This window comes from Paraburkholderia domus (genome assembly GCF_905220705.1).
GTDB lineage: Bacteria > Pseudomonadota > Gammaproteobacteria > Burkholderiales > Burkholderiaceae > Paraburkholderia > Paraburkholderia domus.
This window is the reverse complement of the sequence record NZ_CAJNAT010000001.1, coordinates 260,298-284,165: the sequence shown is the minus strand read 5'-3', so window position 1 is coordinate 284,165 and position 23,868 is coordinate 260,298. Positions and strand designations below refer to the sequence as shown.

The window sequence follows — 23,868 nt, the reverse complement described above, 5'->3', positions numbered from 1 at the left end:
CGGAAGTCGGTCAGGCCGTGGCTGCGACAACCGGCGGACGCGCGGGCGTACCGGCCGAGACAGTCAGCACGTCGTAGCCGGTTTCGGTGACGAGCACGGTGTGCTCCCACTGTGCCGACAGGCTGCGGTCTTTGGTCTTGACGGTCCACTGGTCCGGCATGGTGCGGATGTCACGCCGTCCGGCGTTGATCATCGGCTCGATCGTGAAGATCATGCCGGCCTGCAGTTCGAGTCCGGTACCGGGACGGCCATAGTGCAGAATTTGCGGGTCTTCGTGGAACACCGTGCCGATGCCATGGCCGCAATACTCGCGCACCACGCTGTAGCCTTGCCCTTCTGCATGCTTCTGGATTGCGTAGCCGATATCGCCGAGATGGGCGCCCGGGCGCACCTGATCAATGCCGAGCCACATGCATTCGAAGGTGGTCTGCACCAGGCGTTTGGCCATGATCGAGCCTTCGCCGACAATGAACATCCGGCTGGTGTCGCCGAAATAGCCATCCTTGATCACCGTGACGTCGATATTCAGGGCGTCGCCGTTCTTCAGCGTCTTGTCGCCCGGAATGCCGTGGCAGATCACGTCGTTCACCGAAATGCAGGTGGCCTTCGGATAAGGCGGATAGCCGGGCGGCTGATAATTCAGCGGCGCCGGAATCGTGCCTTGTTCCTTGAGCATATATTCGTGACACAGCCGGTCGAGTTCGCCGGTCGTGATGCCGGCCGTGACGAACGGCGTAATGTAGTCGAGCACTTCGCTGCCAAGCTTGCAGGCGACGCGCATCTGCGCGATATCGTGTTCGTTTTTGAGCGTAATAGCCATGAGTCGGGCCTGAAATGCGATTTATTGCAGGATTATCGCACCATATTCCGGTAACCGCAGGGTTTTGCCACGGTTTTGCAATAAGGCGGCGCACGTGCAGGTGCAACCCGGCTGTGGCAAACGGGAGCTACCGCGCGGGTTGAGTCGGGCGATAGGCCCGTGCTATAATCTTTGGCTAAGTCGATCTCTGTCTTATTTTTGTTGCCTTATTGTTGTTCCAATGGGCGCAAGCAGGCGGGAAAGGCTTCTCGTGGCGATAGTTGCCTTCGCTACGGGATAAGGTGGTACCAAGGCAGCAGACTCGCAAGCCGGCGCACCCAGGGTGTCCGTCGCGTTCAGCCAAAAATGGCAGCGCGGCTGATACGGCAGCCGGCTTAAGACCCAACCCTCGCGGAGATTTTCATGGCAGTTACCATGCGTCAAATGCTGGAAGCCGGTGTCCACTTCGGTCACCAAACGCGCTTCTGGAACCCGAAGATGGCCCCCTTCATTTTCGGTCATCGCAACAAGATTCACATCATCAACCTCGAAAAGACGCTGCCGATGTACAACGACGCGCTGAAGTACGCGCGTCAGCTGGCAGCCAATCGCGGCACGATCCTGTTCGTCGGCACGAAGCGTCAATCGCGCGACACGATCGCTGAAGAAGCACAGCGCGCTGGCATGCCTTTCGTCAACGCACGCTGGCTCGGCGGCATGCTGACCAACTTCAAGACGCTGAAGGTCTCGATCAAGCGTCTGAAGGACATGGAAGCAGCGCTGGAAGCAGGCGAAACCGAACGCATGAGCAAGAAAGAAGCGCTCCTGTTCGAACGCGAAATGGCCAAGCTGCAAAAGTCGATCGGCGGCGTGAAGGACATGGGCGGTATTCCGGACGCGATCTTCGTGGTCGACGTCGGTTACCACAAGATTGCCGTGACCGAAGCTAACAAGCTCGGTATTCCGGTCATCGCCGTGGTCGACACGAACCACTCGCCGGAAGGCATCGACTACGTGATCCCGGGTAACGACGACGCTTCGAAGGCTGTCGCTCTGTACACGGCTGGCGTGGCTGACGCGATCCTGGAAGGTCGTGCAAACGCAGTGAACGAAGTGGTGCAAGCTGCCCGTGGCGGTGACGGCGACGAGTTCGTCGAGGTCAACTCGGAAGCGTAAAGCTGCCCCGTGTCCGGCAAAAAAGGGGGCTTTCTACAGGCCCCCTTTTTTTAAGCCGCGACAAAGTAGTGGTGTGCTGTGAGCAGTGCCTGAAACATAGCCCGTAGAAAATACGTGCGATGTTGAAACGAATTCTTGCCGCCGGTATCGAAGTCCGGGCGGCGTGTGACAGACGGAACTCAAGGAGCAAATGATGGCGGCAATTACCGCAAGCATGGTTGCAGAACTGCGCGCAAAGACCGACGCGCCGATGATGGAATGCAAGAAGGCGCTGACGGAAGCCGACGGCGACATGGCGCGCGCTGAAGAGCTGCTGCGCGTGAAGCTGGGCAACAAGGCCAGCAAGGCAGCGTCGCGCGTGACGGCTGAAGGCGTCGTCGCATCGTTCATCGGCGGCAACGCGGGTTCGCTGGTCGAGCTGAACTGCGAAACCGATTTCGTTTCGAAGAACGACGATTTCCTGGCTTTCTCGAAGACGGTCGCTGAACTGGTCGCTACGCAAAACCCGGCTGACGTCGCGGCTCTGTCGGCATTGCCGCTGGACGGCTCGACGGTCGACGCAGTGCGTCTGGCACTGGTTGGCAAGATCGGTGAAAACCTGTCGATCCGCCGTTTCGTGCGTTTCGACACCGCAAACAAGCTGGCGGCGTATCTGCACGGCACGCGTATCGGCGTGCTGGTCGAGTACACCGGCGCGGACGAGCAGGTCGGCAAGGACGTGGCGATGCACATCGCCGCAATGAAGCCGGTTTCCCTGTCGTCGGACGACGTGCCGGCTGATCTGATCGCCAAGGAACGCAGCATCGCTGAACAGAAGGCTGCTGAATCGGGCAAGCCGGCTGAAATCGTCGCCAAGATGGTCGACGGCAGCGTGCAGAAGTACCTGAAGGAAGTGTCGCTGCTGAACCAGACGTTCGTTAAGAACGACAAGCAGACGATCGAACAGATGTTGAAGGCTGGCAACGCGAGCGTGCAGAAGTTCGCGCTGTTCGTGGTCGGCGAAGGCATTGAGAAGAAGCAGGACGACTTCGCAGCTGAAGTGGCCGCTCAAGTCGCTGCTGCAAAGCAACAATAAGCATCGCTTAAGCTTCAGTTAGTACCGTTGGACCCGCGGCGAAGCAAGACTTTGCCGCGGTCGGCGGCGCCGCAAGGCTGCGCGCGGGTGACCCTCGTAGCGCACGCCGCTGGCGAACCTTAGGGTTTGTCAATTTGGCGACGCTTGCCCGAATCAGTATTTCACCCCTACATTAGTCCTTTGTTGTTGCCCTGTTCTGCGCGATCTGGATACCCCTTATGCCCACTGCCTATAAACGCGTCCTGCTCAAACTCTCCGGTGAAGCTCTGATGGGCGACGATGCCTTCGGCATCAATCGCGCGACCATCGAACGAATGGTGGCGGACGTGGCCGAAGTGGTCCGTCTCGGAACGCAGCTGGCCGTGGTCATTGGCGGCGGTAATATTTTCCGCGGCGTCGCGGGCGGCGCAGCGGGTATGGATCGCGCGACAGCCGACTACATGGGCATGCTGGCCACGATGATGAACGCGCTGGCGCTGCAAGATGCAATGCGCCATGCCGGTATCGAAGCGCGCGTGCAGTCCGCGCTGCGCATGGACCAGGTGGTTGAGCCGTACATCCGGCCCCGCGCGATTCGCCAGCTCGAAGAAGGCAAAGTCGTGATTTTCGCGGCCGGTACCGGCAACCCGTTCTTCACGACCGATACGGCCGCCGCGCTACGCGGCTCGGAAGTCGGTGCGGAAGTGGTGCTGAAGGCCACCAAGGTGGACGGCGTGTATTCCGCCGACCCCAAGAAAGACCCGAGCGCGACCCGTTACACCACGATCAGCTTCGACGAAGCCATCGGCCGCAATCTGCAGGTGATGGACGCCACGGCGTTCGCGCTGTGCCGCGACCAGAAGCTGCCGATCCGGGTGTTTTCGATCGTCAAGCCGGGTGCGCTCAAGCGCATCGTACTAGGCGAAGACGAGGGCACCCTCGTCCACGTGTAAACTCTCGTTCACATAACGTGGGCTTTAACGCGAGCCCAGGCCGCCGCATAGTGCGCGCGCTGGCCGGCTCGCACCGTTTTGAAGGTTCGGAGGTTTAAAAATGTCTGTGGCTGATATCAGGAAGGGCGCTGAACAAAAGATGCAGCGTTCCATCGACGCGTTCAAGAACGACCTGTCGAAGATCCGCACGGGCCGTGCACACACGGGCCTGCTCGATCACATCCAGTGCGACTACTACGGATCACCGGTGCCGATTTCGCAGGTCGCGAACCTGACGCTGATCGATGCCCGCACGATCGGCGTGCAGCCGTGGGAAAAGAAGATGGTCCAGGTCGTCGAAAAGGCGATCCGCGAGTCGGACCTCGGTCTGAACCCGGCTACGCAAGGTGACGTGATCCGTGTGCCGATGCCCGCGCTGACCGAAGAACGCCGCCGCGAACTGACCAAAGTGGTCAAGAGCGAAGCGGAAACGGCCAAGGTCGCTGTTCGCAACCTGCGCCGTGATGCAAACGAGCAACTGAAAAAGCTCGTGAAAGACAAAGAAATTTCGGAAGACGACGAGCGCCGTGCAGGTGACGACGTTCAGAAACTGACGGACAAGTTCGTCACCGAAATCGACAAACTGGTAGTGACCAAGGAAGCCGAGATCATGACGGTCTGAGGCTGGTTGGCTCCCACGAAAACGCCGGGCCGCCCCAAGTTTTCGTGCCCCCTTGGGGGCCTGGTGCGAAGCGCCAGGTTTGGGGGCACTCAACAGCTTCAAGGTTTCCACTTCTTTTTGCAGTCACTGTCCCGACGGCCATGACCTACACCAGCTCAACCGTGCGCGTGCCTGATGTCGCCACGGTGCCGCGACATATCGCGATCATCATGGACGGCAACGGCCGTTGGGCGACCCAGCGCCGTCTGCCGCGCGTGGCTGGCCATACGCGCGGCGTCGACGCGGTGCGTGCGGCCGTCGAAGCCTGCGCCCGGCAGGGCGTCGAATACCTGACGCTCTTTGCCTTCAGCTCGGAAAACTGGCGCCGCCCGAACGACGAAGTGTCGTTCCTGATGCGTCTCTTCGTCACTGCGCTGGAGCGTGAAATCGGCAAGCTGCACGCGAACGGCATCCGTTTGCGCGTGGTCGGCGATCTGTCGAAGTTCGATGCACGCATCCGCGATCTGATCAAGCGCGCGGAGACCAAAACCGCGCGCAACACCCGTCTCACGCTCACCATCGCCGCCAACTACGGCGGCCGCTGGGACATCATGCAGGCCACCCGCAAGCTCGCTGAGCAATCGGCGCTGGCGGGCAAGGCGGTCGAGGTGAACGAGGACTCGTTCGCCGAACACCTGTCGATGGCCTATGCGCCGGAGCCGGACCTCTTCATCCGCACCGGCGGCGAGCGCCGCGTCAGCAACTTCCTGCTCTGGCAACTCGCGTACACCGAGTTCTACTTCACCGACACGTTCTGGCCGGATTTCGACGCCGACGCGCTCGGTCACGCTATCGCTTCCTACGCGGAGCGCGAACGCCGCTTCGGCCGCACCAGTGCTCAACTCGAGCCGCAATCGCAAAACGTCGATTCGCTTCCATGCTAAAAACCCGTGTCATCACGGCGATCATCCTGCTGGCGGTCTTCCTGCCGGTCACGTTGTTCGCGCCGGTGGGCGCGTTCGGCGCGCTGATTGCCTTCGTCGTCGTGTTCGCCGCGTGGGAATGGGCGCGCTTGCTGAAGCTTGGCGGCGCGGGCCCGGTTATTTATGCACTGCTGGCCGCCGTTGCGCTGGTCGCGAGCACGCGGCTCGGTACGGGCGTCGAAGAGCCCCGGCCGCTCTTTCAGGCGGCCGCTATTTTCTGGGTGATCGCCGGGCCGTATGTGCTCCTGCGCAAACCGACGCTTGCGCAAGGCGCCTGGCGCGCCTTTCTATTCCTTGCCGGCATTGTGGTATTCGTCGCGTGCTGGCATGCTCTCGTCGCCGCGCGCATGAAGGGTGTGCCGTTCGTGCTGTCGCTGCTGCTATTGGTATGGCTGGCCGATATCGGCGCATACTTCTCCGGAAAGGCTTTCGGGAAACACAAGCTGGCGCCTGCCATCAGCCCGGGTAAGACCTGGGAGGGCGCGATCGGCGGCTGGCTGGTGGTGATGATCGTCGCCGCGGCGGCGGTCTTTTTGCACGCATTCGAGCCGACCCTGTATTCTGCGCTGCTGGCGCAATTGGGCGCCGTACGTACACTGCTCGCACTGACCCTGCTAGTGGCATTCAGCGTGGTGGGTGACCTGTTCGAATCAATGATGAAACGCCAGGCCGGAGTGAAAGATTCAAGCGGCCTGTTGCCTGGGCACGGTGGTGTACTCGACCGCATCGACGCATTGTTGCCGGTGCTGCCGCTTGCCATGCTGCTGCTCGGCTAGAGAAAGAGATATGCAAAAACGTCTGACATTGCTCGGTTCCACGGGCTCGATTGGAGACAGCACGCTCGACGTCGTCGCGCGTCATCCCGAGCGCTTTTCGGTTTACGCGCTCACGGCGCATCGCAACGGCGACAAGCTCGTCGAGCAATGCCTGCGCTTTCAGCCCGAAGTTGCCGTGGTCGGCGATGCCGATACTGCCGCGCGCGTCGCAGCGAAGCTGCGCGAAGCGGGCTGCAAGACCGAAGTCACGTACGGGCAGCAGGCGCTCGTGGACGTGTCGAAGAGCGACAACTGCGATACGGTGGTGGCGGCGATCGTCGGCGCTGCAGGGCTCGCGCCGAGCCTGGCCGCCGCGCGCGCCGGCAAGCGCATTCTGCTCGCCAACAAGGAAGCGCTGGTGATGTCCGGCGCGATCTTCATGGACGCGGTGCGCGACAATGGCGCCGTGTTGCTGCCTGTCGACAGCGAACACAACGCCATTTTCCAATGCCTGCCGCGCGACGCCGCGCTGCATGGCGGTGTCTCCAAGATCATCCTGACCGCCTCGGGTGGGCCGTTCCGCACGCGCGAACCGGCCACGCTGGCCGACGTCACACCAGACGAGGCCTGCAAGCATCCGAACTGGGTCATGGGCCGCAAAATTTCGGTCGACTCCGCCACGATGATGAACAAGGGCCTCGAGGTGATCGAGGCGCATTGGCTCTTCAATCTGCCCGGCGAGCGCATCGAGGTGCTGATTCACCCGCAAAGCGTGATTCATTCGATGGTGTCGTACGCCGACGGCTCGGTCCTCGCGCAACTGGGCAATCCCGACATGCGCACGCCAATCGCGCATGCGCTGGCGTTTCCGGATCGCGTCGATTCGGGTGTTGCGCAACTCGACCTGCTGCAGGTCGCATCGCTCTCGTTCGAAAAGCCGGATTACACGCGCTTCCCGTGTCTTGCGCTCGCTATGAAGGCGTTGGCCGAAGGTGGCGTCGCGAGCGCGGCCTTGAATGCCGCTAACGAGATCGCTGTTGAAGCGTTCCTGTCTCGCCAGATCGGTTTCATGGCGATTGCGCAGGTGGTTGATGCGGTACTCAACGCGTTGCCGAACCGCAGCGCGCACGCGCTTGAAGACGTGATCGAAGCGGACGCGGCCGCGCGCCGCGCCGCCACCGACTTCATCGCGCGTCTGCCGGACGGCGTCCGTCGCACGGAACGCGCCGTCCAGTGAGGCGCCTATGAATCTGCTGATCGAACTGCTTGCCTTCGCGGTGGCGATTGGCGTACTCGTGGTCGTCCACGAGTACGGGCATTACAGCGTGGCGCGTTTGTGCGGCGTCAAGGTGTTGCGCTTTTCGATCGGCTTCGGCAAGCCGCTGTTTCAATGGGTGAGCCCGAAGACAGGTACCGAATGGGCGATTGCCGCGCTGCCGCTGGGCGGCTACGTGAAGATGCTCGACGAGCGCGAGACCGGCGGTGCGCCGATTCCGGCTGAAGCCTTGCCGTATGCGTTCAACCGGCAGTCGGTGTGGCGCCGTTTCGCGATTGTCGCGGCCGGCCCAGTCGCAAACTTCCTGCTCGCCATCGTACTGTTCGCCCTTGTGTTCGCCACCGGCGTGACCGAGCCAGCGGCGGTGGTTGCCGCGCCTGCTCCGAATACGCCGGCGGCATTGGCCGGTTTCGACGGTGGCGAAACTATCGTTGCGGTGCGTGCCGAGAACGCCAGCGAATCCGAGCACGTGCGCTCGTGGTCCGACCTGCGCTGGAAACTGCTGGGCGCTGCATTCGATCACAAGCGCGTCGTGCTGAGCGCGAAAGATGCCCACGGCACCTCGGATTTCCAGTTGGATCTGAGCGGTATCACCGAGAAAGACGTCGACGACGACTTTATGTCGCATCTCGGTTTCGAGCCGGGTGGTGGCAAGCTGACGGTCGCGGGGGTGCAGCCGGCTAGCGCAGCGCAAAAAGCGGGTCTTGTGGCGGGTGACCGTCTTCGCGCAGTCGACGGTATTCCTACCGACAATGCCACGGCCTTCATCGCTTATGTAAAATCGCACGCCGGTTTGCCCATGACGCTGCAGGTGGAGCGTGGCGGGCAAGCTGCAGGCAAGCTGGAAGACATTCGCATTGTTCCGCAGTCCCAGCGTGATGACGCGACGGGACAGCAGATCGGTCGTATCGGCGCGGAACTTGCGACCCAGGTGCCGTCGATCGACGTTCGTTACGGACCGGTCGAAAGTCTGCAGCTGGGCGCTCGCCGTACGTGGGACCTGGCTGTTTATTCGGTGCGCATGTTCGGGAGAATGATCGTCGGCGAGGCTTCGCTGAAGAATCTTTCCGGTCCTGTCACGATCGCCGATTACGCAGGAAAGAGCGCACGTCTAGGTCCTTCTGCATTCCTGTCGTTCCTGGCCCTTGTCAGTATTAGCCTCGGCGTACTGAACCTGTTACCAATTCCGGTATTGGACGGGGGTCATCTGTTATATTATTTGGTTGAAGCTGTAACCGGCAAAGTTGTCTCTGATCGCTGGCAACTCGTTTTTCAGAGGGCGGGTCTCGCCTGCATCGTCGCATTGTCGGCGATTGCGCTGTTCAACGATCTGGCTCGTTTAATCCATTTTTAAAGTGTCTGGCGGCGTTCACGATGGCGACCGTCTGACCTGATGCAGCTATACACACTGGGGAAGCACGTTGTTTAAACCTCATCGCTTTGTTCCAAAGACGGTTATAGCCGCGGCGTTCGCCGCGCATGGGCTGGTTGCACACGCAACGACGCCCTTCGTGGTGCAAGACATCCGGATCGAGGGATTGCAACGCGTCGAACCTGGTACCGTGTTCGCATACCTGCCCATCAAGCAAGGCGACACGTTTAGCGACGACAAGGCTTCTGAAGCCATTCGCGCGCTGTACGCCACGGGCTTCTTCAACGACGTCAAGATTGCGACCGAAGGCAATGTCGTCATCGTGCAGGTGCTGGAACGTCCGGCCATCGGCACGATCGACTTTTCCGGCATTCACGAGTTCGACAAGGACAACCTGACCAAGGCGCTGCGCGCAGTCGGTTTGTCGCAAGGCCGTTACTACGACAAGGCACTCGTCGACAAGGCCGAGCAGGAACTGAAGCGCCAGTACCTGACGCGCGGCTACTATGCCGCCGAAGTCACCACCACGATCACGCCGATCGACCGCAATCGCGTGTCGGTGCTGTTCTCGGTGGCCGAAGGTCCGAGCGCGAAGATTCGCCAGATCAACTTCATCGGCAACAAGGCGTTTAGCACGGGTACGCTGCGCGACGAAATGCAGTTGTCCACGCCGAACTGGTTCTCGTGGTACACGAAGAACGACCTGTACGCGAAAGACAAGCTGACCGGCGACCTCGAAAACGTTCGCTCGTACTACCTGAATCGCGGCTATCTCGAGTTCAACATCGAGTCGACCCAGGTGTCGATCACGCCGGACAAGAAGGACATGTATCTGACGGTCACGCTGCACGAAGGCGAGCCGTACACGATCAACAGCATCAAGCTGGCCGGTAACCTGCTCGACCGCGAGCCGGAGTTGGCCAAGCTCATCAAGATCAAACCGGGTGACCGCTTCTCGGCTGAAAAGCTGCAAGCCACCACCAAGGCGATCGTCGACAAGCTCGGCGAATATGGCTATGCGTTTGCCACCGTCAACGCGCAGCCGCAGATCGATCAGGAACACCACAAGGTCGACCTGACGCTGCAAGTGGACCCGAGCCGCCGCGTGTACGTGCGCCGCATCAACGTGGTCGGCAACACGCGGACTCGCGACGAAGTGGTGCGCCGCGAAATGCGCCAGCTCGAAAGCTCGTGGTTCGATTCGAACCGCCTCGCGCTATCGAAAGACCGGATCAACCGTCTCGGCTACTTCACCGATGTCGACGTGACCACGGTCCCGGTCGAAGGCACGCCGGACCAGGTCGATGTGGACGTCAAGGTGGCCGAAAAGCCGACCGGCGCGATCACGCTGGGCGCGGGCTTTTCGTCGACCGACAAGGTGGTGCTTTCCGCGGGCGTGTCGCAGGACAACGTGTTTGGTTCGGGTACGAGTCTCGCGGTGAACGTGAATACCGCCAAGACGTACCGTACGTTGACGGTCACGCAGGTCGACCCGTACTTCACGGTCGACGGCATCAAGCGGATTACCGACGTTTACTACCGTACGTACCAGCCGCTGTACTACTCGACGGATTCGAGCTTCAAGATCGTCACGATCGGTGGTGACCTGAAGTTCGGTATTCCGTTCTCCGAAGTTGACACGGTGTACTTTGGTGCCGGCCTCGAGCAGAACCAGCTGGACATCGACGCGAACACGCCGCAGAGCTATATCGACTACGTGAACGAGTTCGGCCGTGTGTCGAACAACGTGCCGATTACGGTGGGTTGGTCGCGCGACGCGCGTGACAGCGCACTGGTGCCGAGCCGCGGTTACTTCACGCAGGCGAACGCCGAATACGGCACGCCGCTTGGCGGCACGCAGTACTACAAGGCCGACATCAACGCGCAGTACTATTATTCGTTTGCGCGCGGCTTCGTGCTGGGCTTCAACTTCCAGGGCGGTTACGGTAACGGCCTCGGTGGCAAGCCATACCCGATTTTCAAGAACTACTACGCGGGCGGTATCGGTTCGGTGCGGGGCTACGAGCCGAGCTCGCTGGGTCCGCGTGACGCGAAGACGAACGACCCGATCGGCGGCTCGAAGCTGCTAGTGGGCAACGTCGAATTGACGTTCCCGTTGCCGGGCACAGGCTACGACCGCACGTTGCGTGTTTTCACGTTCCTCGACGCCGGTAACGTCTGGGGTACGGAAGGCAACAGCACTGGCGCGAACGGTCTGCGTTACGGCTATGGTGTCGGTCTCGCATGGATCTCGCCGATCGGCCCGCTCAAGCTCAGCCTGGGCTTCCCGCTTACGAAGCACACTGGCGACCAGTATCAGAAGTTCCAGTTCCAGATCGGGACGGCGTTCTGATGCGGCGGCCGGCGATCCGGCGGCGGGCAGCCCCGGCCAATATGGGCGGCTCCTGGCGTCGGGCCCGGCCAAACTACAGTATCGAGAGGATGACTTTGCTAACCGGTATGTTTTCGAAACGTGTGGCGTGCGCGCTGGCACTGGCAATGACGCTGGGTGTCGGCCTGGCGGGGACAGCGCACGCGCAGGAAGCGAGGATCGCTGCGGTGAATTCGGACCGTATCCTGCGTGAATCGGCTGCCGCGAAGGCTGCCCAGGTCAAGCTCGAGGCAGAGTTCGCCAAGCGCGACAAGGATCTGGCCGATATGGCACAGAAGCTGAAGTCGATGTCGGACTCGCTCGACAAGAGCGGCGCGTCAATGTCGGCCGCCGATCGCGCGCAGAAGCAGCGCGATCTGTCGCAGTTGGATACGGACTTCCAGCGCAAGCAACGCGAGTTTCGCGAAGACCTGAACCAGCGCCGTAATGAAGAGCTGGCGGCGGTGCTCGACCGGGCCAACAAGGTGATCAAGCAGATTGCCGAGCAGCAGCACTACGACCTGATCGTTCAGGAAGCGGTGTACGTGAGCCCGCGCATCGATATTACCGATCAAGTGCTCAAGGCTCTCGCGGCCTCGGGCAACTGAACGCGCACGCCGGTCCGCAGTATTGGGCCGTAGAACTGACAAGTTGGACTGATTTTGCAGCAACCATCTTGCATGGGACCGGAGTAGGCGCTTTGCATGGGACCGGCGTAACGCGCTGAAGCGCTAACTCTGGTCGACAGCGTTGCTTGGGATCGGAGTAAGCGCTGAAGCGCTAACTCCGATCGACAGCGTTGCATGGGACCAGAGTAAGCGCTAAAGCGCTAACTCTGGTCGACACAGGAGAAAGGATAGGCATGGCATTTACGCTCGAGGACATCGTCCAACGGTTCGGCGGTGAAGTAGTCGGAGATGGTTCGCAGCGCGTCGGCAGTCTGGCGCCGCTCGACCAGGCAGGCCCGGACCAGCTGGCGTTCCTCGCCAATCCGAAGTATCTGTCGCAGGTCGAGACGACCCGTGCCGGCGCCGTGTTGATCAACGCCGACGACCTCGCGAAACTCGCTTCGCGCGAAACTCGTAACTTCATCGTCACGCCGAATCCGTACGCTTACTTTGCGCGCGTCGCGCAGACCTTCATCGACATGGCAGCGCCCAAGGCTGTGCCCGGCGTGCACCCGAGCGCGACGATCGACTCGTCGGCCCAGATTGCCACGAGCGCGGTGATCGGTCCGCGCGTCACCGTGGAAGCGGGCGCCGTGATCGGTGAAAATGTGCGCCTGGATGCCAACGTGGTGATCGGCCGCGGCACGCGGATCGGCGCGGGCTCGCATCTGTATCCGAATGTCACCGTGTACTACGGCTGTAAGCTCGGCGAGCGCGTGATCGTGCACGCGGGCGCGGTGATCGGTTCGGACGGTTTTGGCTTCGCGCCAGACTTCGTGGGCGAAGGCGATGCGCGTACCGGCGGTTGGGTGAAGATTCCGCAGGTCGGCGGTGTGTCGATCGCGGCAGACGTCGAAATCGGCGCAAACACCACCATTGACCGTGGCGCCATGGCCGACACGATCATCGAAGAGTGCGTGAAAATCGACAATCTCGTGCAAATCGGCCATAACTGCAAGGTCGGCGCCTATACGGTGATTGCGGGTTGCGCGGGTATTGCGGGCAGCACTACGATTGGCCGTCATTGCATGATCGGCGGCGCGGTCGGGATTGCCGGTCATGTGACGCTGGCTGATTATGTGATCGTCACGGCGAAGTCCGGCGTGTCGAAGTCGTTGTTGAAGCCCGGTATGTACACCAGCGCGTTCCCGGCCGTGAATCATGCGGACTGGAACAAGAGCGCCGCTTTGCTGCGTAACATCGACAAACTCCGCGACCGAATCAAGGCACTCGAAAATGCTGCGTCGGCAGGCAAGCCAGCCAATGCAGCAAGCAATTCCGAAACCGACAAAGTCTGAGTATCAGGCCGGCCCGCAGGCCAACTCGTGAAACAATCCGCGGGGCAACCTGCCGGCACCGCGTAAAATAGCGGCCAGGCATCAGAAGCAAAGTCGGTTGCCGTGACCGGGTGGCACGGCCGCCGGGTCTCGGCAAGCGCCGGTAGCACGCGTTACCAACCCACCTGCACCAGCATCCGCAGTCATCATCGCGCAGTTAATGCGTGAGTAGAAACACCATGAGCACCGAAAAAATCAATCTCGACATTCATAAGATTCTCACGCTGCTGCCGCATCGTTACCCGATCCTGCTGGTTGACCGGGTGCTCGAACTCGAGCCGCACAAGCGCATCAAAGCGTTGAAGAACGTGTCGATCAATGAGCCGTATTTCCAGGGGCACTTTCCGACCCGTCCGGTGATGCCCGGCGTTCTGATCCTCGAAGCGCTTGCGCAAACGGCGGCCCTGCTGACGTTTTCGGAAGAGCCGAGCGATCCGTCGAACACGCTGTATCTGTTCGTGGGCATCGACAATGCGCGCTTCAAGCGCGTGGTTGAGCCGGGCGATCAGTTGATCCTGAACTGCACGTTCGAGCGTCATATGCGCGGCATCTGGAAGTTCAAGGCGCGCGCCGAAGTGGATGGTGCCGTGGCGGCAGAAGCTGACCTGATGTGCGCGGTGCGGCACACGGACAAAGACGCTTGAAGATCGGCTTCCGGGCAGTCAGCGGCTTACTCTGAGCCCTGCAAGCCCAGACTACGCCCATCCAGACAACGCAACAGAATCAGAAGCGAGGACGCATGAGCAGGATTCATCCCACTGCGATCGTCGAACCGGGCGCGCAACTCGACGAATCCGTCGAAATCGGACCGTATGCCGTGATTGGCGCACATGTGACGATTGGCGCACGGACCACGGTCGGTTCGCACAGCGTGATCGAAGGTCACACCACGATCGGCGAAGACAACCGGATCGGCCACTACGCATCGGTTGGTGGCCGTCCGCAGGACATGAAGTACAAGGACGAGCCGACCCGGCTCGTGATCGGCAATCGCAACACGATCCGTGAATTCACCACGATCCACACCGGCACGGTGCAGGACGCGGGCGTCACCACGCTGGGCGACGATAACTGGATCATGGCCTACGTGCACGTCGGACATGACTGCCACATCGGCAACAACGTCATCCTGTCGAGCAATGCGCAGATGGCCGGCCACGTGACCATCGGCGACCACGCGATCATCGGCGGCATGTCGGGCGTGCATCAGTTCGTGCGGATCGGTGCGCATTCGATGCTGGGCGGCGCTTCGGCGCTCGTGCAGGACGTCCCGCCGTTCGTGATTGCCGCCGGCAACAAGGCCGAGCCGCACGGCATCAACGTCGAAGGCCTGCGCCGCCGCGGTTTTTCGGCGGACGCGATCTCGGCGCTGCGTTCGGCCTACCGCTTGCTGTACAAGAACGGCCTGTCACTGGAAGAAGCGAAGGTGCAGTTGCGCGAACTCGCATCCGCGGGTGGCGATGGCGACGCGCCGGTACAAACGCTGCTCGCGTTCGTCGAAGCGTCGCAACGCGGCATCATCCGCTAACCGATGGCCTTGAACCCGAGTCCGCTGCGCGTCGCGATGGTGGCAGGCGAGCCGTCCGGCGACCTGCTGGCGGCGTCGCTGCTCGACGGCCTAGCGAGCCGTCTGCCCGCCGGTAGCCAGTATTACGGGATCGGCGGCCCGCGCATGATCGCCACGGGCTTCGATGCCCACTGGCCGATGGAAAAGCTGACGGTGCGCGGCTATGTCGAAGCACTGCGGCATATCCCCGAGATCCTCGGCATTCGCAACGAACTGAAGCGCCAGTTGCTGGCTGAGCCGCCGTCGGTGTTCGTCGGCGTGGATGCGCCCGATTTCAACTTCGGACTCGAGCATCCGTTGCGCGAAGCGGGCATTCCGACCGTTCACTTCGTCTGTCCGTCCATCTGGGCGTGGCGGGGCGGGCGCATCAAGAAGATCGCCAAGGCGGTCGACCACATGCTGTGCGTGTTCCCGTTCGAAACGGCGCTGCTGGAAAAGGCCGGCGTCCCGGCGTCCTACGTGGGCCATCCGCTGGCTGACGAGATTCCGCTCGAACCGGATACGCTCGGCGCGCGCCGCACGCTCGGCCTCGCCGAAAGCGGGCCGATCATCGCGGTGCTGCCGGGCAGCCGGCGCTCGGAGATCGATCTGATCGGTCCGACGTTTTTTGCCGCGATGGAGATGATGCAGCACCAGGAGCCGGGTTTGCGTTTCGTGATGCCGGCGGCCACGCCCGCACTGCGCGAAATGCTGCGGCCGCTGGTCGATTCGCATCCCGGCCTCGCGCTGACCATTACCGACGGCCAGTCGCAACTCGCCATGACGGCGGCGGATGCGATCCTCGTCAAGAGCGGCACGGTGACGCTGGAAGCCGCGTTGCTGAAGAAGCCGATGGTGATCTCGTATAAGGTGCCCTGGCTGACCGGCCAGATCATGCGCCGCCAAGGCTACCTGCCATACGTCGGCTTGCCGAACATTCTGGCGGGGCGTTTCGTCGTGCCGGAAATCCTGCAGCACTTCGCGACGCCGCAGGCGCTCGCCGAGGCTACGCTGAAACAGTTGCGTGACGAGACCAACCGGCGCACGCTGACGGAAATCTTCACGGAGATGCATCACGTGCTGAAGCAGAACACCGCGCAGCGTGCGGCGGAAGTCGTGGCGAGCGTCATTGAAAAGCGGAAGGCGCGGCCGTGACCACGGCACGCTCACCTCGTCGCAAGGCCGCTACTGTTGCAGGCGCGGCGGCGCGGCAGGTCGGTCTGGACTTTGAGACACCGGATGACATCGTCTGCGGCGTCGACGAGGCCGGACGTGGGCCGCTGGCTGGCCCGGTGGTCGCTGCCGCAGTGATTTTCGACCCGTCGAAGCCGATGATTCGCGGCCTCGACGATTCGAAAGCGCTCACCGCCAAAAAACGCGACGAGCTGTACGACAAGATCGTCGACCGGGCGCTCGCGTACTGTATCGCGTCGGCGAGTGTCGAAGAAATCGATACGCTGAACATCCTGCACGCCACGATGCTGGCGATGAAGCGGGCTGTCGAAGGCCTCTCGGTCGTGCCGACGCTCGCGAAAATCGACGGCAATCGCTGCCCGACACTGAGCATTCGTAGCGAAGCCGTGATCGGCGGCGATGCACTGGTCAAGAGCATTTCGGCGGCGTCGATTCTCGCCAAGGTCACGCGCGACCGGCTGCTGCTCGAATTGCATCAAACCTATCCGGTCTACGGCTTTAACGCGCATGCCGGGTATGGCACGCCGCAGCATCTCGCCGCGCTGCGCGAACATGGGCCCTGTGAGCATCATCGGCGCTCGTTTGCACCGGTGCGTGAAGCGCATCTGCGCTTCGGTACGGGTTTGAAGCGCCCGGCGGGCGACGTCATCGTCGTTCCGGGCACGCTCACCGGCACGACGCTCGACGACGACGCCTTCGGCGAACGCAGCGGCGCCTGAGCGCCATGTACGGCCCGGCGCGTCGCCAACTCTTTCCTCATTCTCTAAGCCTTCGCTGCCTGTGAAAGCCATCACCTCGCGGGACAATCCGCTCTACAAGCGCCTGAAGGCATTGGCCGGCTCGACGCATCAGCAGCGTCGCAGCGGCCATGCGCTGCTCGAAGGCTTCCATCTCGCGAGCGCCTATCTCGACGTCGCCGGTCAGCCGGAAATGTGCATCGTCACCGAGGGCGCGTTGCGCCACGACGAAGCGCAGGCGATCGTCTCGCGCATCGACGAGCACCGTATCGTTACGTTGCCTGATGCGTTGTTCGGCCAATTGTCGAACGTCGTGCACGGTGTCGGGATTTTGCTGCTGGTCGAAAAACTCGATACGCCGTTGCCGGAAGAGGTCGCACAGACCTGCCTCGTACTCGACGGCGTGCAGGATGCCGGCAACGTCGGTTCGATTCTGCGCAGTGCGGCGGCCGCGGGTATTCAGCAGGTGTTTTGCGCACCGGGCACCGCGTACGCGTGGTCGTCGAAAGTATTGCGCTCGGGCATGGGCGCGCATTTCCTGCTGCAAATCCACGAGGATGTCGAAGCACAGGTGTTGATCGAGCGCCTCACCGTGCCCGTCGTCATTACGGACTCGCACGGTGCCGAGGCGATCTACGACTGCGATCTGAGCGGACCGCTCGCATGGGTGTTCGGCAACGAAGGCGCGGGCGTGTCGCAGACCTGGCGCGATGCGGTTTCGTTGCGGGTGACGATTCCTCAGCCGGGCGGCATGGAATCGCTCAATGTGGCGGCCGCGGCGGCAGTCTGTGTGTTCGAACAATGCCGCCAGCAGCGCCGCGCGTAGAGCACGGTACTGAATAAGCCGCGCGGCCGCGTATGACGGCGTGGTCTAAAGCGTCACCAGCCAGTCCGGCTGCCGCGCGCCTGGTGAGCGCGCGGTGCCGACCGAACCGGATTCAGTAAACCGGCCGGTCCAGCTTGATCTCTTGCAGAATCGTCGTCGCGATCTCCTCGATCGACTTATGCGTCGACGACAGCCACTTGACCCCTTCGCGCCGCATCATCGCTTCAGCCTCATTGATCTCGTAACGGCAATTTTCCGGCGCAGCGTATTTGCTGCCCGGCCGGCGCTCGTTACGAATCTCCGACAGCCGCTGCGGATCGATCGACAAACCAAACATCTTCTGCCGATGCGCCAATAGCGGCGTGGGCAGCTTGCCGCGCTCAAAATCTTCCGGAATTAGCGGATAGTTGGCCGCTTTCACACCGTACTGCATCGCCAGATACAGGCTCGTCGGCGTCTTGCCGCTGCGCGACACGCCGACCAGAATCACGTCCGCGTCGGCCAGATTGCGGTTCGATTGACCGTCGTCGTGGGCGAGCGAGAAGTTGATCGCCTCGATCCGGTTCTTGTATTCCTCGGTATCGGCGTTCTGGTGGCCACGGCCCATCGCGTGGCTCGACTTGAGTTCCAGTTCCTGTTCGAGCGGCTCGACAAAGGTCTGGAACATGTCCAGCACGAGCGCATTCGAGCCTTTGACGATCTGATTCGACGCGCTGTCCACCAGCGTCGTGAAGACGATCGGACGGCGGCCGTCCTGCTGGATCGCTTCGTTGATCTTTTCTAGCGTGGCGTAGGCTTTGTCCGTCGAGTCGACGAAGGGCACGCGAACCAGGCGGAATTTCTGGTCGAACTGGGAAAGGATCGAATGCGCGAAGGTTTCGGCAGTGATCCCGGTACCGTCGGAGACGATGAATACGGTGGGCGGCATCAGTGGGGCAGGGAACGTGAGCGGACAAAAGCGCTCGAATGAAACATCGCCGCATTGACGTCGCTGCACGGTGGCTAACCGGAGATTGCAGCGGCGTCATTGCAGCGCGCCGTGGGCACCGCAACTGCGCCCGGATGGCGGCGGGGCCTCGCAAAAGCCCGTCAGCCGGTCCGGGGCGCGATTCGAGGCGCAATTCTCGTCCGACTGTCACATTTTGAGAGTCGGCACGGTAGAATAGCGGCAACCTGTTGGATAAGCAATTGCAGGCGATTGGCGTCTAATTCACCTCGAACGGTCGGTCAACGCCGCGCTTTCAGCCAGTAACGTGCGGCGAATGGGGTGGATTGATCGGTAATTTCGTCCATCCGCTTTCTACGTCGTGCATCTGGCACCTGATGATGTTCCCGGCCATTTGCAGCGATTGCTTCTCCAACAGGTTGTGCAAGACGCGAGGTCACGATTCCAATGGGCGTCTCGCGTTCAAGCCCACTTGCACAGCCGTGAATTTCTTTCACACTTAGGGGCTTGTATGACTAACGCAGTTACCGTCGCAAAGGAAGAGGCGTATGTAGTTCCGTTTGAGCAGTTGCGGATGACCGATGTGGAGATTGTCGGCGGCAAGAACGCGTCGCTTGGCGAGATGATCAGTCAGCTCGCCGAAGCCGGCGTGCGCGTGCCGACTGGCTTCGCCACCACGGCGCTGGCTTTCCGTGACTTCTTGCATCACAACAATCTGACTGACCGCATCGCGAAACGTCTCGAAACGCTCGATATCGACGACGTGAAGGCGCTCGCCGAAGCGGGCAAGGAGATCCGTCAATGGATCGTCGACGCCCCGATGCAGCCGCGTCTCGAAGCGGATATCCGTGCAGGCTTCGACACCCTGCAAAACAGCTCGCCTGAAGAGTTGTCGTTTGCCGTGCGTTCGTCGGCAACGGCAGAAGACTTGCCGGACGCGTCGTTCGCAGGTCAGCAGGAAAGCTACCTCAACGTGGTCGGCATCGACGACGTGCTCGATCGCATGAAGCACGTGTTCGCGTCGCTGTATAACGACCGTGCTATCTCCTATCGCGTCCACAAGGGCTTCACCCACGCTGAAGTCGCGTTGTCGGCTGGCGTGCAGCGCATGGTGCGCTCGGACGTCGGCGCGGCGGGCGTGATGTTCACGCTGGATACGGAATCGGGCTTCAAGGACGCCGTCTTCATCACGTCGAGCTACGGTCTCGGCGAAACGGTCGTGCAGGGCGCCGTGAATCCGGACGAGTTCTACGTCTTCAAGACCACGCTCGCACAAGGCAAGTACCCGATTATCCGCCGCTCGATCGGCTCGAAGCTGATCAAGATGGAATTCACCAAGGCCGGCGAGCAAGGCCGCGTGAAGACCGTCGACGTTGCGCACGAGCAGCGCAACCGTTTCTCGATCACCGACGAAGACGTGATCGAACTCGCGAAATACGCCGTCATCATCGAAAAGCACTACGAGCGTCCGATGGACATCGAGTGGGGCAAAGACGGCCGCGACGGCAAGATCTTCATCCTGCAGGCGCGCCCGGAAACGGTGAAGAGCCAGGCTGCGGGCAAAGCCGAGCAACGCTTCAAGCTGAAGGGCCAATCGAACGTGCTGGCTACCGGCCGCGCGATCGGCCAGAAGATCGGTGCGGGTCCGGTGCGCGTGATTCACGATCCGTCGGAGATGGACCGTGTGCAGCCGGGCGACGTGCTGGTCGCCGACATGACCGACCCGAACTGGGAGCCGGTGATGAAGCGCGCATCCGCGATCGTCACGAACCGTGGCGGCCGTACCTGTCACGCGGCAATTATCGCGCGTGAGCTGGGCGTGCCGGCCGTGGTCGGCTGCGGCGACGCCACCGACGTGCTGAAGGAAGGCGCGCTGGTGACGGTGTCATGCGCTGAAGGCGACGAAGGCAAGATCTACGACGGTCTGCTCGAAACCGAAATCACCGAAGTGCAGCGCGGCGAACTCCCGCCGATTCCGGTGAAGATCATGATGAACGTCGGCAACCCGCAGCTCGCCTTCGACTTCTCGCAACTGCCGAACGCAGGCGTGGGTCTGGCGCGGCTCGAGTTCATCATCAACAACAACATCGGCGTTCACCCGAAGGCGATTCTCGAGTACCCGAACATCGATCAGGACCTGAAGAAGGCCGTGGAGAGCGTCGCACGCGGCCATGCGTCGCCGCGCGCCTTCTACGTCGACAAGCTGACCGAAGGTATCGCAACGATCGCTGCGGCGTTCTATCCGAAGCCCGTGATCGTGCGTCTGTCGGACTTCAAGTCGAACGAGTACAAGAAGCTGATCGGTGGTTCGCGTTACGAGCCGGACGAAGAAAACCCGATGCTGGGCTTCCGTGGCGCATCGCGTTACATCGCTGACGACTTCGCTGAGGCGTTCCAGATGGAATGCATCGCGCTGAAGAAGGTGCGTGAAGAGATGGGCCTCGACAACGTCGAGATCATGGTGCCGTTCGTCCGTACGCTGAAGCAGGCGGAGCGCGTGGTCGGGTTGCTGGAGAAGTTCGGCCTGAAGCGCGGTGAGAAGGGTTTGCGCCTGATCATGATGTGCGAAGTGCCGTCGAACGCGATTCTCGCCGAAGAATTCCTGCAATTCTTCGACGGCTTCTCGATCGGTTCGAACGACCTGACGCAGCTCACGCTCGGCCTCGACCGCGACTCCGGCATGGAACTGCTGGCAGTCGATTTCGACGAACGCGATCCGGCCGTCAAGTTCCTGTTGAAGCGCGCGATCGACACGTGTCTGCGACTGAACAAGTACGTCGGCATCTGCGGCCAGGGCCCGTCGGATCATCCTGACTTCGCGCAATGGCTGACCGATGAAGGCATCAAGTCGATCTCGCTGAACCCGGACTCGATCATCGAGACGTGGCAAAAGTTGGCGAAGTCGTCGGCGAAGTAAGCGAAAAAACAAGCGCCGGGCAGCTGCCCGGTAAGCGGTTTGCATAAAGGGTGTGCGGTACATCAAAAGCACGTAAAAGCGTACTGCACCGCCCGATAAATGCATCCGCTTCGTGCTATAAACACCCCGGTAGATCCGGGGTGTTTTGCTTTGTGGAGGTCGACGTGGCGCCAGGTGGCTTGGTCTGGTGGATCGGGGCGGGTGTGCTGGTCGTGCTGGAGCTGATCAGCGGCACCTTCTATTTGCTGATGATCGCATTGGGCTGCGTTGCAGCAGCCATTGCGCAACTGGCGGGCGTGACCGCCGACCTGCAGTTCGCGATTGCCGCCGTTGTGGCGCTTGCGGCCGTCCTGTTGCTCAGGCGCTCGCGCTTTGGCCGTAGAACGCGCAAGGAGGCGTCGAAGAACCCGGACGTGAATCTGGACATCGGCCAAACCTTGAGCGTGCCGGCGTGGCACGAGCGCCGGGCGCGGGCCAATTACCGCGGCGCGGCATGGGACGTCGAACTGGCGGCTGGCGAGCCTGAAGATGCGCAGCTCTATGAAATCGCCGAGATGCGCGGCAGTTGCCTCGTCGTCGTGGCCAGCCGGCAGGCGAAAACCAAGGTAACCGTGGCCTGAGCGCGCCAATGCGTGCACAGAACCATGTACAACTATTCGAACTACGGACCGGAGGTTAGTAATGGATTCAACCATTGTCGGGGCGGTGTTTCTGCTTATCGTGATCGTGCTGGCGGCGCAGACGCTCAAGATCGTGCCGCAGCAGCATGCGTGGGTGCTGGAGCGGCTCGGTCGCTATCACCGCACGCTGACGCCGGGCTTGAGCTTCGCGTTCCCATTCGTCGACCGGATCGCGTACAAGCATATCCTCAAGGAAATCCCGCTCGAAGTGCCGAGCCAGGTGTGTATCACGCGCGATAACACACAGTTACAGGTGGATGGTGTGCTGTATTTCCAGGTCACCGACCCGATGAAGGCGTCATACGGCTCTAGCAACTTCGTATTCGCGATTACGCAGTTGTCGCAGACCACGCTGCGCTCGGTGATCGGCAAACTCGAACTCGACAAGACTTTCGAAGAGCGAGACTTCATCAACCACAGCATCGTGTCGTCGCTCGATCAAGCGGCGTCGAACTGGGGCGTCAAGGTGCTGCGCTACGAGATCAAGGACCTGACACCGCCCAAGGAAATTCTGCATGCGATGCAGGCGCAGATCACCGCCGAGCGCGAGAAGCGCGCGCTGATCGCGGCCTCCGAAGGGCGCAAGCAGGAGCAGATCAATATCGCGTCGGGTGGGCGCGAGGCGTCGATCCAGAAGTCCGAGGGCGAGCGGCAGGCGGCGATCAATCAGGCGCAGGGTCAGGCCGCGGCGATCCTGGCGGTGGCAGAGGCTAACTCGCAGGCAATTCAGAAGATCGCTGCGGCTATCCAGTCGAATGGCGGGATGGAGGCGGTGAACCTGAAAGTGGCCGAGCAGTACGTGAACGCGTTCGGCAACCTCGCCAAGCAGGGCACCACGTTGATCGTGCCGGGCAACCTGGCGGATATGAGTTCGATGATCGCGTCGGCGCTGACCATCGTGAACAAAGGGAAGGGCGCAACCGAAGTGCGCTGATTGACGTTTTTCCTTGCCGAAAAGAAATGGCCCGCAAATCAGCGGGCCATTTTTCGTTGAATCGCAGCTTTTTGCCGGCGAACCAGTCGGGTGGCGCAGCACGGCAAAACCACGCATCACGCGAGGCTAATCAGGCCAACTTGCCGGCCAGCGCGCAATTCAAGCCGGAGATGACGATCACGATCACGACGGTGAACGCATCAGACGCGCCTTCTCGCGTTCCCAGTCGCGCTTCTTTTCGGTTTCGCGCTTGTCGTGTTGCTTCTTACCCTTGGCCAGCCCGATTTCGCATTTGACGCGGCCGCCTTTGTAGTGGAAGTTCAGCGGCACGAGCGTGTAGCCGCGCTGCTCGACTTTGCCGATCAGTTTGCTGATTTCCTCGCTATGCAGCAGCAGCTTGCGCGTGCGCACCGGGTCTGGGTTGATGTGGGTCGAGGCTTCGGGCAGCGGGCTGATGTGCGTGCCGATCAGGAACAGTTCGTTATTCTTGATGACCACGTAGCCTTCCTTGATCTGGCCGCGGCCCGCGCGCAAGGCTTTGACCTCCCATCCCTCGAGCACGAGCCCTGCTTCATAGCGTTCTTCGACCGAGTAGTCGTAGAAGGCTTTTCTGTTGTCGATGATGCTCATGAATGGAAAGTGCCCAACTCGTTTAAAATCACGATTTTAGCAAAGCGGGGCAAGGAAAGCCCGCGGCGCTTGTC

22 protein-coding genes are annotated in these 23,868 nt (G+C 61.4%); 19 read left to right on the top strand and 3 right to left on the bottom strand.

The window, feature by feature from the left end:
- Positions 1–10 precede the first annotated feature (10 nt).
- Positions 11–820 (bottom strand): type I methionyl aminopeptidase, encoded by an 810-nt coding sequence (gene map / locus KHO31_RS01205; RefSeq protein ID WP_201073230.1) that lies wholly within the window; start codon positions 818–820, stop codon positions 11–13.
- A gap of 402 nt (positions 821–1,222) precedes the next feature.
- On the opposite strand from map, the gene rpsB reads away from it, so the two are divergent.
- The 16 genes from rpsB to KHO31_RS01125 all read left to right on the top strand — a co-directional run bounded on the left by rpsB (position 1,223) and on the right by KHO31_RS01125 (position 17,687).
- Positions 1,223–1,975: a 30S ribosomal protein S2 gene (gene rpsB, locus KHO31_RS01200; protein WP_115780234.1), complete on the top strand. Its 753-nt coding sequence runs from the start codon at positions 1,223–1,225 to the stop codon at positions 1,973–1,975.
- Positions 1,976–2,168: 193 nt separating this feature from the next.
- Positions 2,169–3,050, top strand: coding sequence for a translation elongation factor Ts (gene tsf, locus KHO31_RS01195; protein ID WP_201073229.1), 882 nt, complete (start codon positions 2,169–2,171; stop codon positions 3,048–3,050).
- Positions 3,051–3,268: 218 nt separating this feature from the next.
- Positions 3,269–3,982: a UMP kinase gene (pyrH, locus tag KHO31_RS01190; RefSeq protein WP_054926390.1), complete on the top strand. Its 714-nt coding sequence runs from the start codon at positions 3,269–3,271 to the stop codon at positions 3,980–3,982.
- 100 nt (positions 3,983–4,082) lie between these two features.
- The gene (gene frr, locus KHO31_RS01185; RefSeq protein WP_054035184.1) at positions 4,083–4,643 is read left to right on the top strand and encodes a ribosome recycling factor; all 561 of its coding nucleotides are present in this window, start codon (positions 4,083–4,085) and stop codon (positions 4,641–4,643) included.
- Positions 4,644–4,783: 140 nt separating this feature from the next.
- Complete coding sequence (gene uppS, locus KHO31_RS01180) at positions 4,784–5,566, top strand: polyprenyl diphosphate synthase (protein WP_201073228.1); 783 nt, start codon at positions 4,784–4,786, stop codon at positions 5,564–5,566.
- Positions 5,560–6,381: a phosphatidate cytidylyltransferase gene (locus KHO31_RS01175; protein WP_201073227.1), complete on the top strand. Its 822-nt coding sequence runs from the start codon at positions 5,560–5,562 to the stop codon at positions 6,379–6,381. The genes uppS and KHO31_RS01175 overlap by 7 nt, the downstream gene beginning before the upstream one ends.
- 10 nt (positions 6,382–6,391) lie before the next feature.
- Positions 6,392–7,597, top strand: a complete 1,206-nt coding sequence (locus KHO31_RS01170; RefSeq protein ID WP_201073226.1) for a 1-deoxy-D-xylulose-5-phosphate reductoisomerase — start codon at positions 6,392–6,394, stop codon at positions 7,595–7,597.
- A gap of 7 nt (positions 7,598–7,604) precedes the next feature.
- On the top strand, positions 7,605–8,990 hold the full coding sequence (rseP, locus tag KHO31_RS01165; protein ID WP_201085102.1) for an RIP metalloprotease RseP: 1,386 nt from the start codon (positions 7,605–7,607) through the stop codon (positions 8,988–8,990).
- A 67-nt stretch (positions 8,991–9,057) separates the two neighbouring features.
- Complete coding sequence (gene bamA, locus KHO31_RS01160) at positions 9,058–11,361, top strand: outer membrane protein assembly factor BamA (protein ID WP_201073222.1); 2,304 nt, start codon at positions 9,058–9,060, stop codon at positions 11,359–11,361.
- Positions 11,362–11,450: 89 nt separating this feature from the next.
- Complete coding sequence (locus KHO31_RS01155; protein ID WP_201085103.1) at positions 11,451–11,987, top strand: OmpH family outer membrane protein; 537 nt, start codon at positions 11,451–11,453, stop codon at positions 11,985–11,987.
- A 254-nt stretch (positions 11,988–12,241) separates the two neighbouring features.
- Positions 12,242–13,345 carry a UDP-3-O-(3-hydroxymyristoyl)glucosamine N-acyltransferase gene (lpxD, locus tag KHO31_RS01150; protein WP_201073218.1) on the top strand — a complete coding sequence of 368 codons (1,104 nt, stop codon included), beginning with the start codon at positions 12,242–12,244 and terminating at the stop codon, positions 13,343–13,345.
- Positions 13,346–13,563: 218 nt separating this feature from the next.
- Positions 13,564–14,028: a 3-hydroxyacyl-ACP dehydratase FabZ gene (fabZ, locus tag KHO31_RS01145; protein ID WP_201073216.1), complete on the top strand. Its 465-nt coding sequence runs from the start codon at positions 13,564–13,566 to the stop codon at positions 14,026–14,028.
- 95 nt (positions 14,029–14,123) lie between these two features.
- Positions 14,124–14,912 (top strand): acyl-ACP--UDP-N-acetylglucosamine O-acyltransferase, encoded by a 789-nt coding sequence (lpxA, locus tag KHO31_RS01140; RefSeq protein WP_201073215.1) that lies wholly within the window; start codon positions 14,124–14,126, stop codon positions 14,910–14,912.
- 3 nt (positions 14,913–14,915) lie between these two features.
- Positions 14,916–16,085: a lipid-A-disaccharide synthase gene (gene lpxB / locus KHO31_RS01135; protein WP_201073214.1), complete on the top strand. Its 1,170-nt coding sequence runs from the start codon at positions 14,916–14,918 to the stop codon at positions 16,083–16,085.
- The gene (rnhB, locus tag KHO31_RS01130) at positions 16,082–16,843 is read left to right on the top strand and encodes a ribonuclease HII (protein ID WP_201073213.1); all 762 of its coding nucleotides are present in this window, start codon (positions 16,082–16,084) and stop codon (positions 16,841–16,843) included. The genes lpxB and rnhB overlap by 4 nt, the downstream gene beginning before the upstream one ends.
- Positions 16,844–16,904: 61 nt before the next feature.
- The gene (locus KHO31_RS01125; RefSeq protein WP_201073212.1) at positions 16,905–17,687 is read left to right on the top strand and encodes a TrmH family RNA methyltransferase; all 783 of its coding nucleotides are present in this window, start codon (positions 16,905–16,907) and stop codon (positions 17,685–17,687) included.
- Positions 17,688–17,799: 112 nt separating this feature from the next.
- On the opposite strand, the gene ppsR is transcribed toward KHO31_RS01125, so the two are convergent.
- Entirely contained in the window at positions 17,800–18,615 is an 816-nt protein-coding gene (gene ppsR / locus KHO31_RS01120; RefSeq protein ID WP_201073422.1) for a posphoenolpyruvate synthetase regulatory kinase/phosphorylase PpsR, read from the bottom strand.
- A 529-nt stretch (positions 18,616–19,144) separates the two neighbouring features.
- Here ppsR and ppsA point away from each other — a divergent pair.
- The 3 genes from ppsA to KHO31_RS01105 all read left to right on the top strand — a co-directional run bounded on the left by ppsA (position 19,145) and on the right by KHO31_RS01105 (position 23,164).
- Entirely contained in the window at positions 19,145–21,550 is a 2,406-nt protein-coding gene (ppsA, locus tag KHO31_RS01115; RefSeq protein WP_201073211.1) for a phosphoenolpyruvate synthase, read from the top strand.
- Between the two features lie 164 nt (positions 21,551–21,714).
- Complete coding sequence (locus tag KHO31_RS01110) at positions 21,715–22,170, top strand: NfeD family protein (protein WP_201073210.1); 456 nt, start codon at positions 21,715–21,717, stop codon at positions 22,168–22,170.
- A 61-nt stretch (positions 22,171–22,231) separates the two neighbouring features.
- Positions 22,232–23,164, top strand: a complete 933-nt coding sequence (locus KHO31_RS01105; RefSeq protein ID WP_201085104.1) for an SPFH domain-containing protein — start codon at positions 22,232–22,234, stop codon at positions 23,162–23,164.
- A 183-nt stretch (positions 23,165–23,347) separates the two neighbouring features.
- Here KHO31_RS01105 and smpB read toward each other — a convergent pair whose 3' ends face one another.
- Complete coding sequence (gene smpB / locus KHO31_RS01100; protein WP_042323149.1) at positions 23,348–23,794, bottom strand: SsrA-binding protein SmpB; 447 nt, start codon at positions 23,792–23,794, stop codon at positions 23,348–23,350.
- Between the last annotated feature and the right edge of the window lie 74 nt (positions 23,795–23,868).

What these genes read in the sequence shown, in the direction of transcription:
- map (WP_201073230.1), bottom strand. Translation starts at nt 820, where the DNA reads ATGGCTATTACGCTCAAAAACGAACACGATATCGCGCAGATGCGCGTC.
- rpsB (WP_115780234.1), top strand. Translation starts at nt 1,223, where the DNA reads ATGGCAGTTACCATGCGTCAAATGCTGGAAGCCGGTGTCCACTTCGGT.
- tsf (WP_201073229.1), top strand. Translation starts at nt 2,169, where the DNA reads ATGGCGGCAATTACCGCAAGCATGGTTGCAGAACTGCGCGCAAAGACC.
- pyrH (WP_054926390.1), top strand. Translation starts at nt 3,269, where the DNA reads ATGCCCACTGCCTATAAACGCGTCCTGCTCAAACTCTCCGGTGAAGCT.
- frr (WP_054035184.1), top strand. Translation starts at nt 4,083, where the DNA reads ATGTCTGTGGCTGATATCAGGAAGGGCGCTGAACAAAAGATGCAGCGT.
- uppS (WP_201073228.1), top strand. Translation starts at nt 4,784, where the DNA reads ATGACCTACACCAGCTCAACCGTGCGCGTGCCTGATGTCGCCACGGTG.
- KHO31_RS01175 (WP_201073227.1), top strand. Translation starts at nt 5,560, where the DNA reads ATGCTAAAAACCCGTGTCATCACGGCGATCATCCTGCTGGCGGTCTTC.
- KHO31_RS01170 (WP_201073226.1), top strand. Translation starts at nt 6,392, where the DNA reads ATGCAAAAACGTCTGACATTGCTCGGTTCCACGGGCTCGATTGGAGAC.
- rseP (WP_201085102.1), top strand. Translation starts at nt 7,605, where the DNA reads ATGAATCTGCTGATCGAACTGCTTGCCTTCGCGGTGGCGATTGGCGTA.
- KHO31_RS01155 (WP_201085103.1), top strand. Translation starts at nt 11,451, where the DNA reads ATGACTTTGCTAACCGGTATGTTTTCGAAACGTGTGGCGTGCGCGCTG.
- lpxD (WP_201073218.1), top strand. Translation starts at nt 12,242, where the DNA reads ATGGCATTTACGCTCGAGGACATCGTCCAACGGTTCGGCGGTGAAGTA.
- fabZ (WP_201073216.1), top strand. Translation starts at nt 13,564, where the DNA reads ATGAGCACCGAAAAAATCAATCTCGACATTCATAAGATTCTCACGCTG.
- lpxA (WP_201073215.1), top strand. Translation starts at nt 14,124, where the DNA reads ATGAGCAGGATTCATCCCACTGCGATCGTCGAACCGGGCGCGCAACTC.
- lpxB (WP_201073214.1), top strand. Translation starts at nt 14,916, where the DNA reads ATGGCCTTGAACCCGAGTCCGCTGCGCGTCGCGATGGTGGCAGGCGAG.
- ppsR (WP_201073422.1), bottom strand. Translation starts at nt 18,615, where the DNA reads ATGCCGCCCACCGTATTCATCGTCTCCGACGGTACCGGGATCACTGCC.
- ppsA (WP_201073211.1), top strand. Translation starts at nt 19,145, where the DNA reads ATGACTAACGCAGTTACCGTCGCAAAGGAAGAGGCGTATGTAGTTCCG.
- KHO31_RS01105 (WP_201085104.1), top strand. Translation starts at nt 22,232, where the DNA reads ATGGATTCAACCATTGTCGGGGCGGTGTTTCTGCTTATCGTGATCGTG.
- smpB (WP_042323149.1), bottom strand. Translation starts at nt 23,794, where the DNA reads ATGAGCATCATCGACAACAGAAAAGCCTTCTACGACTACTCGGTCGAA.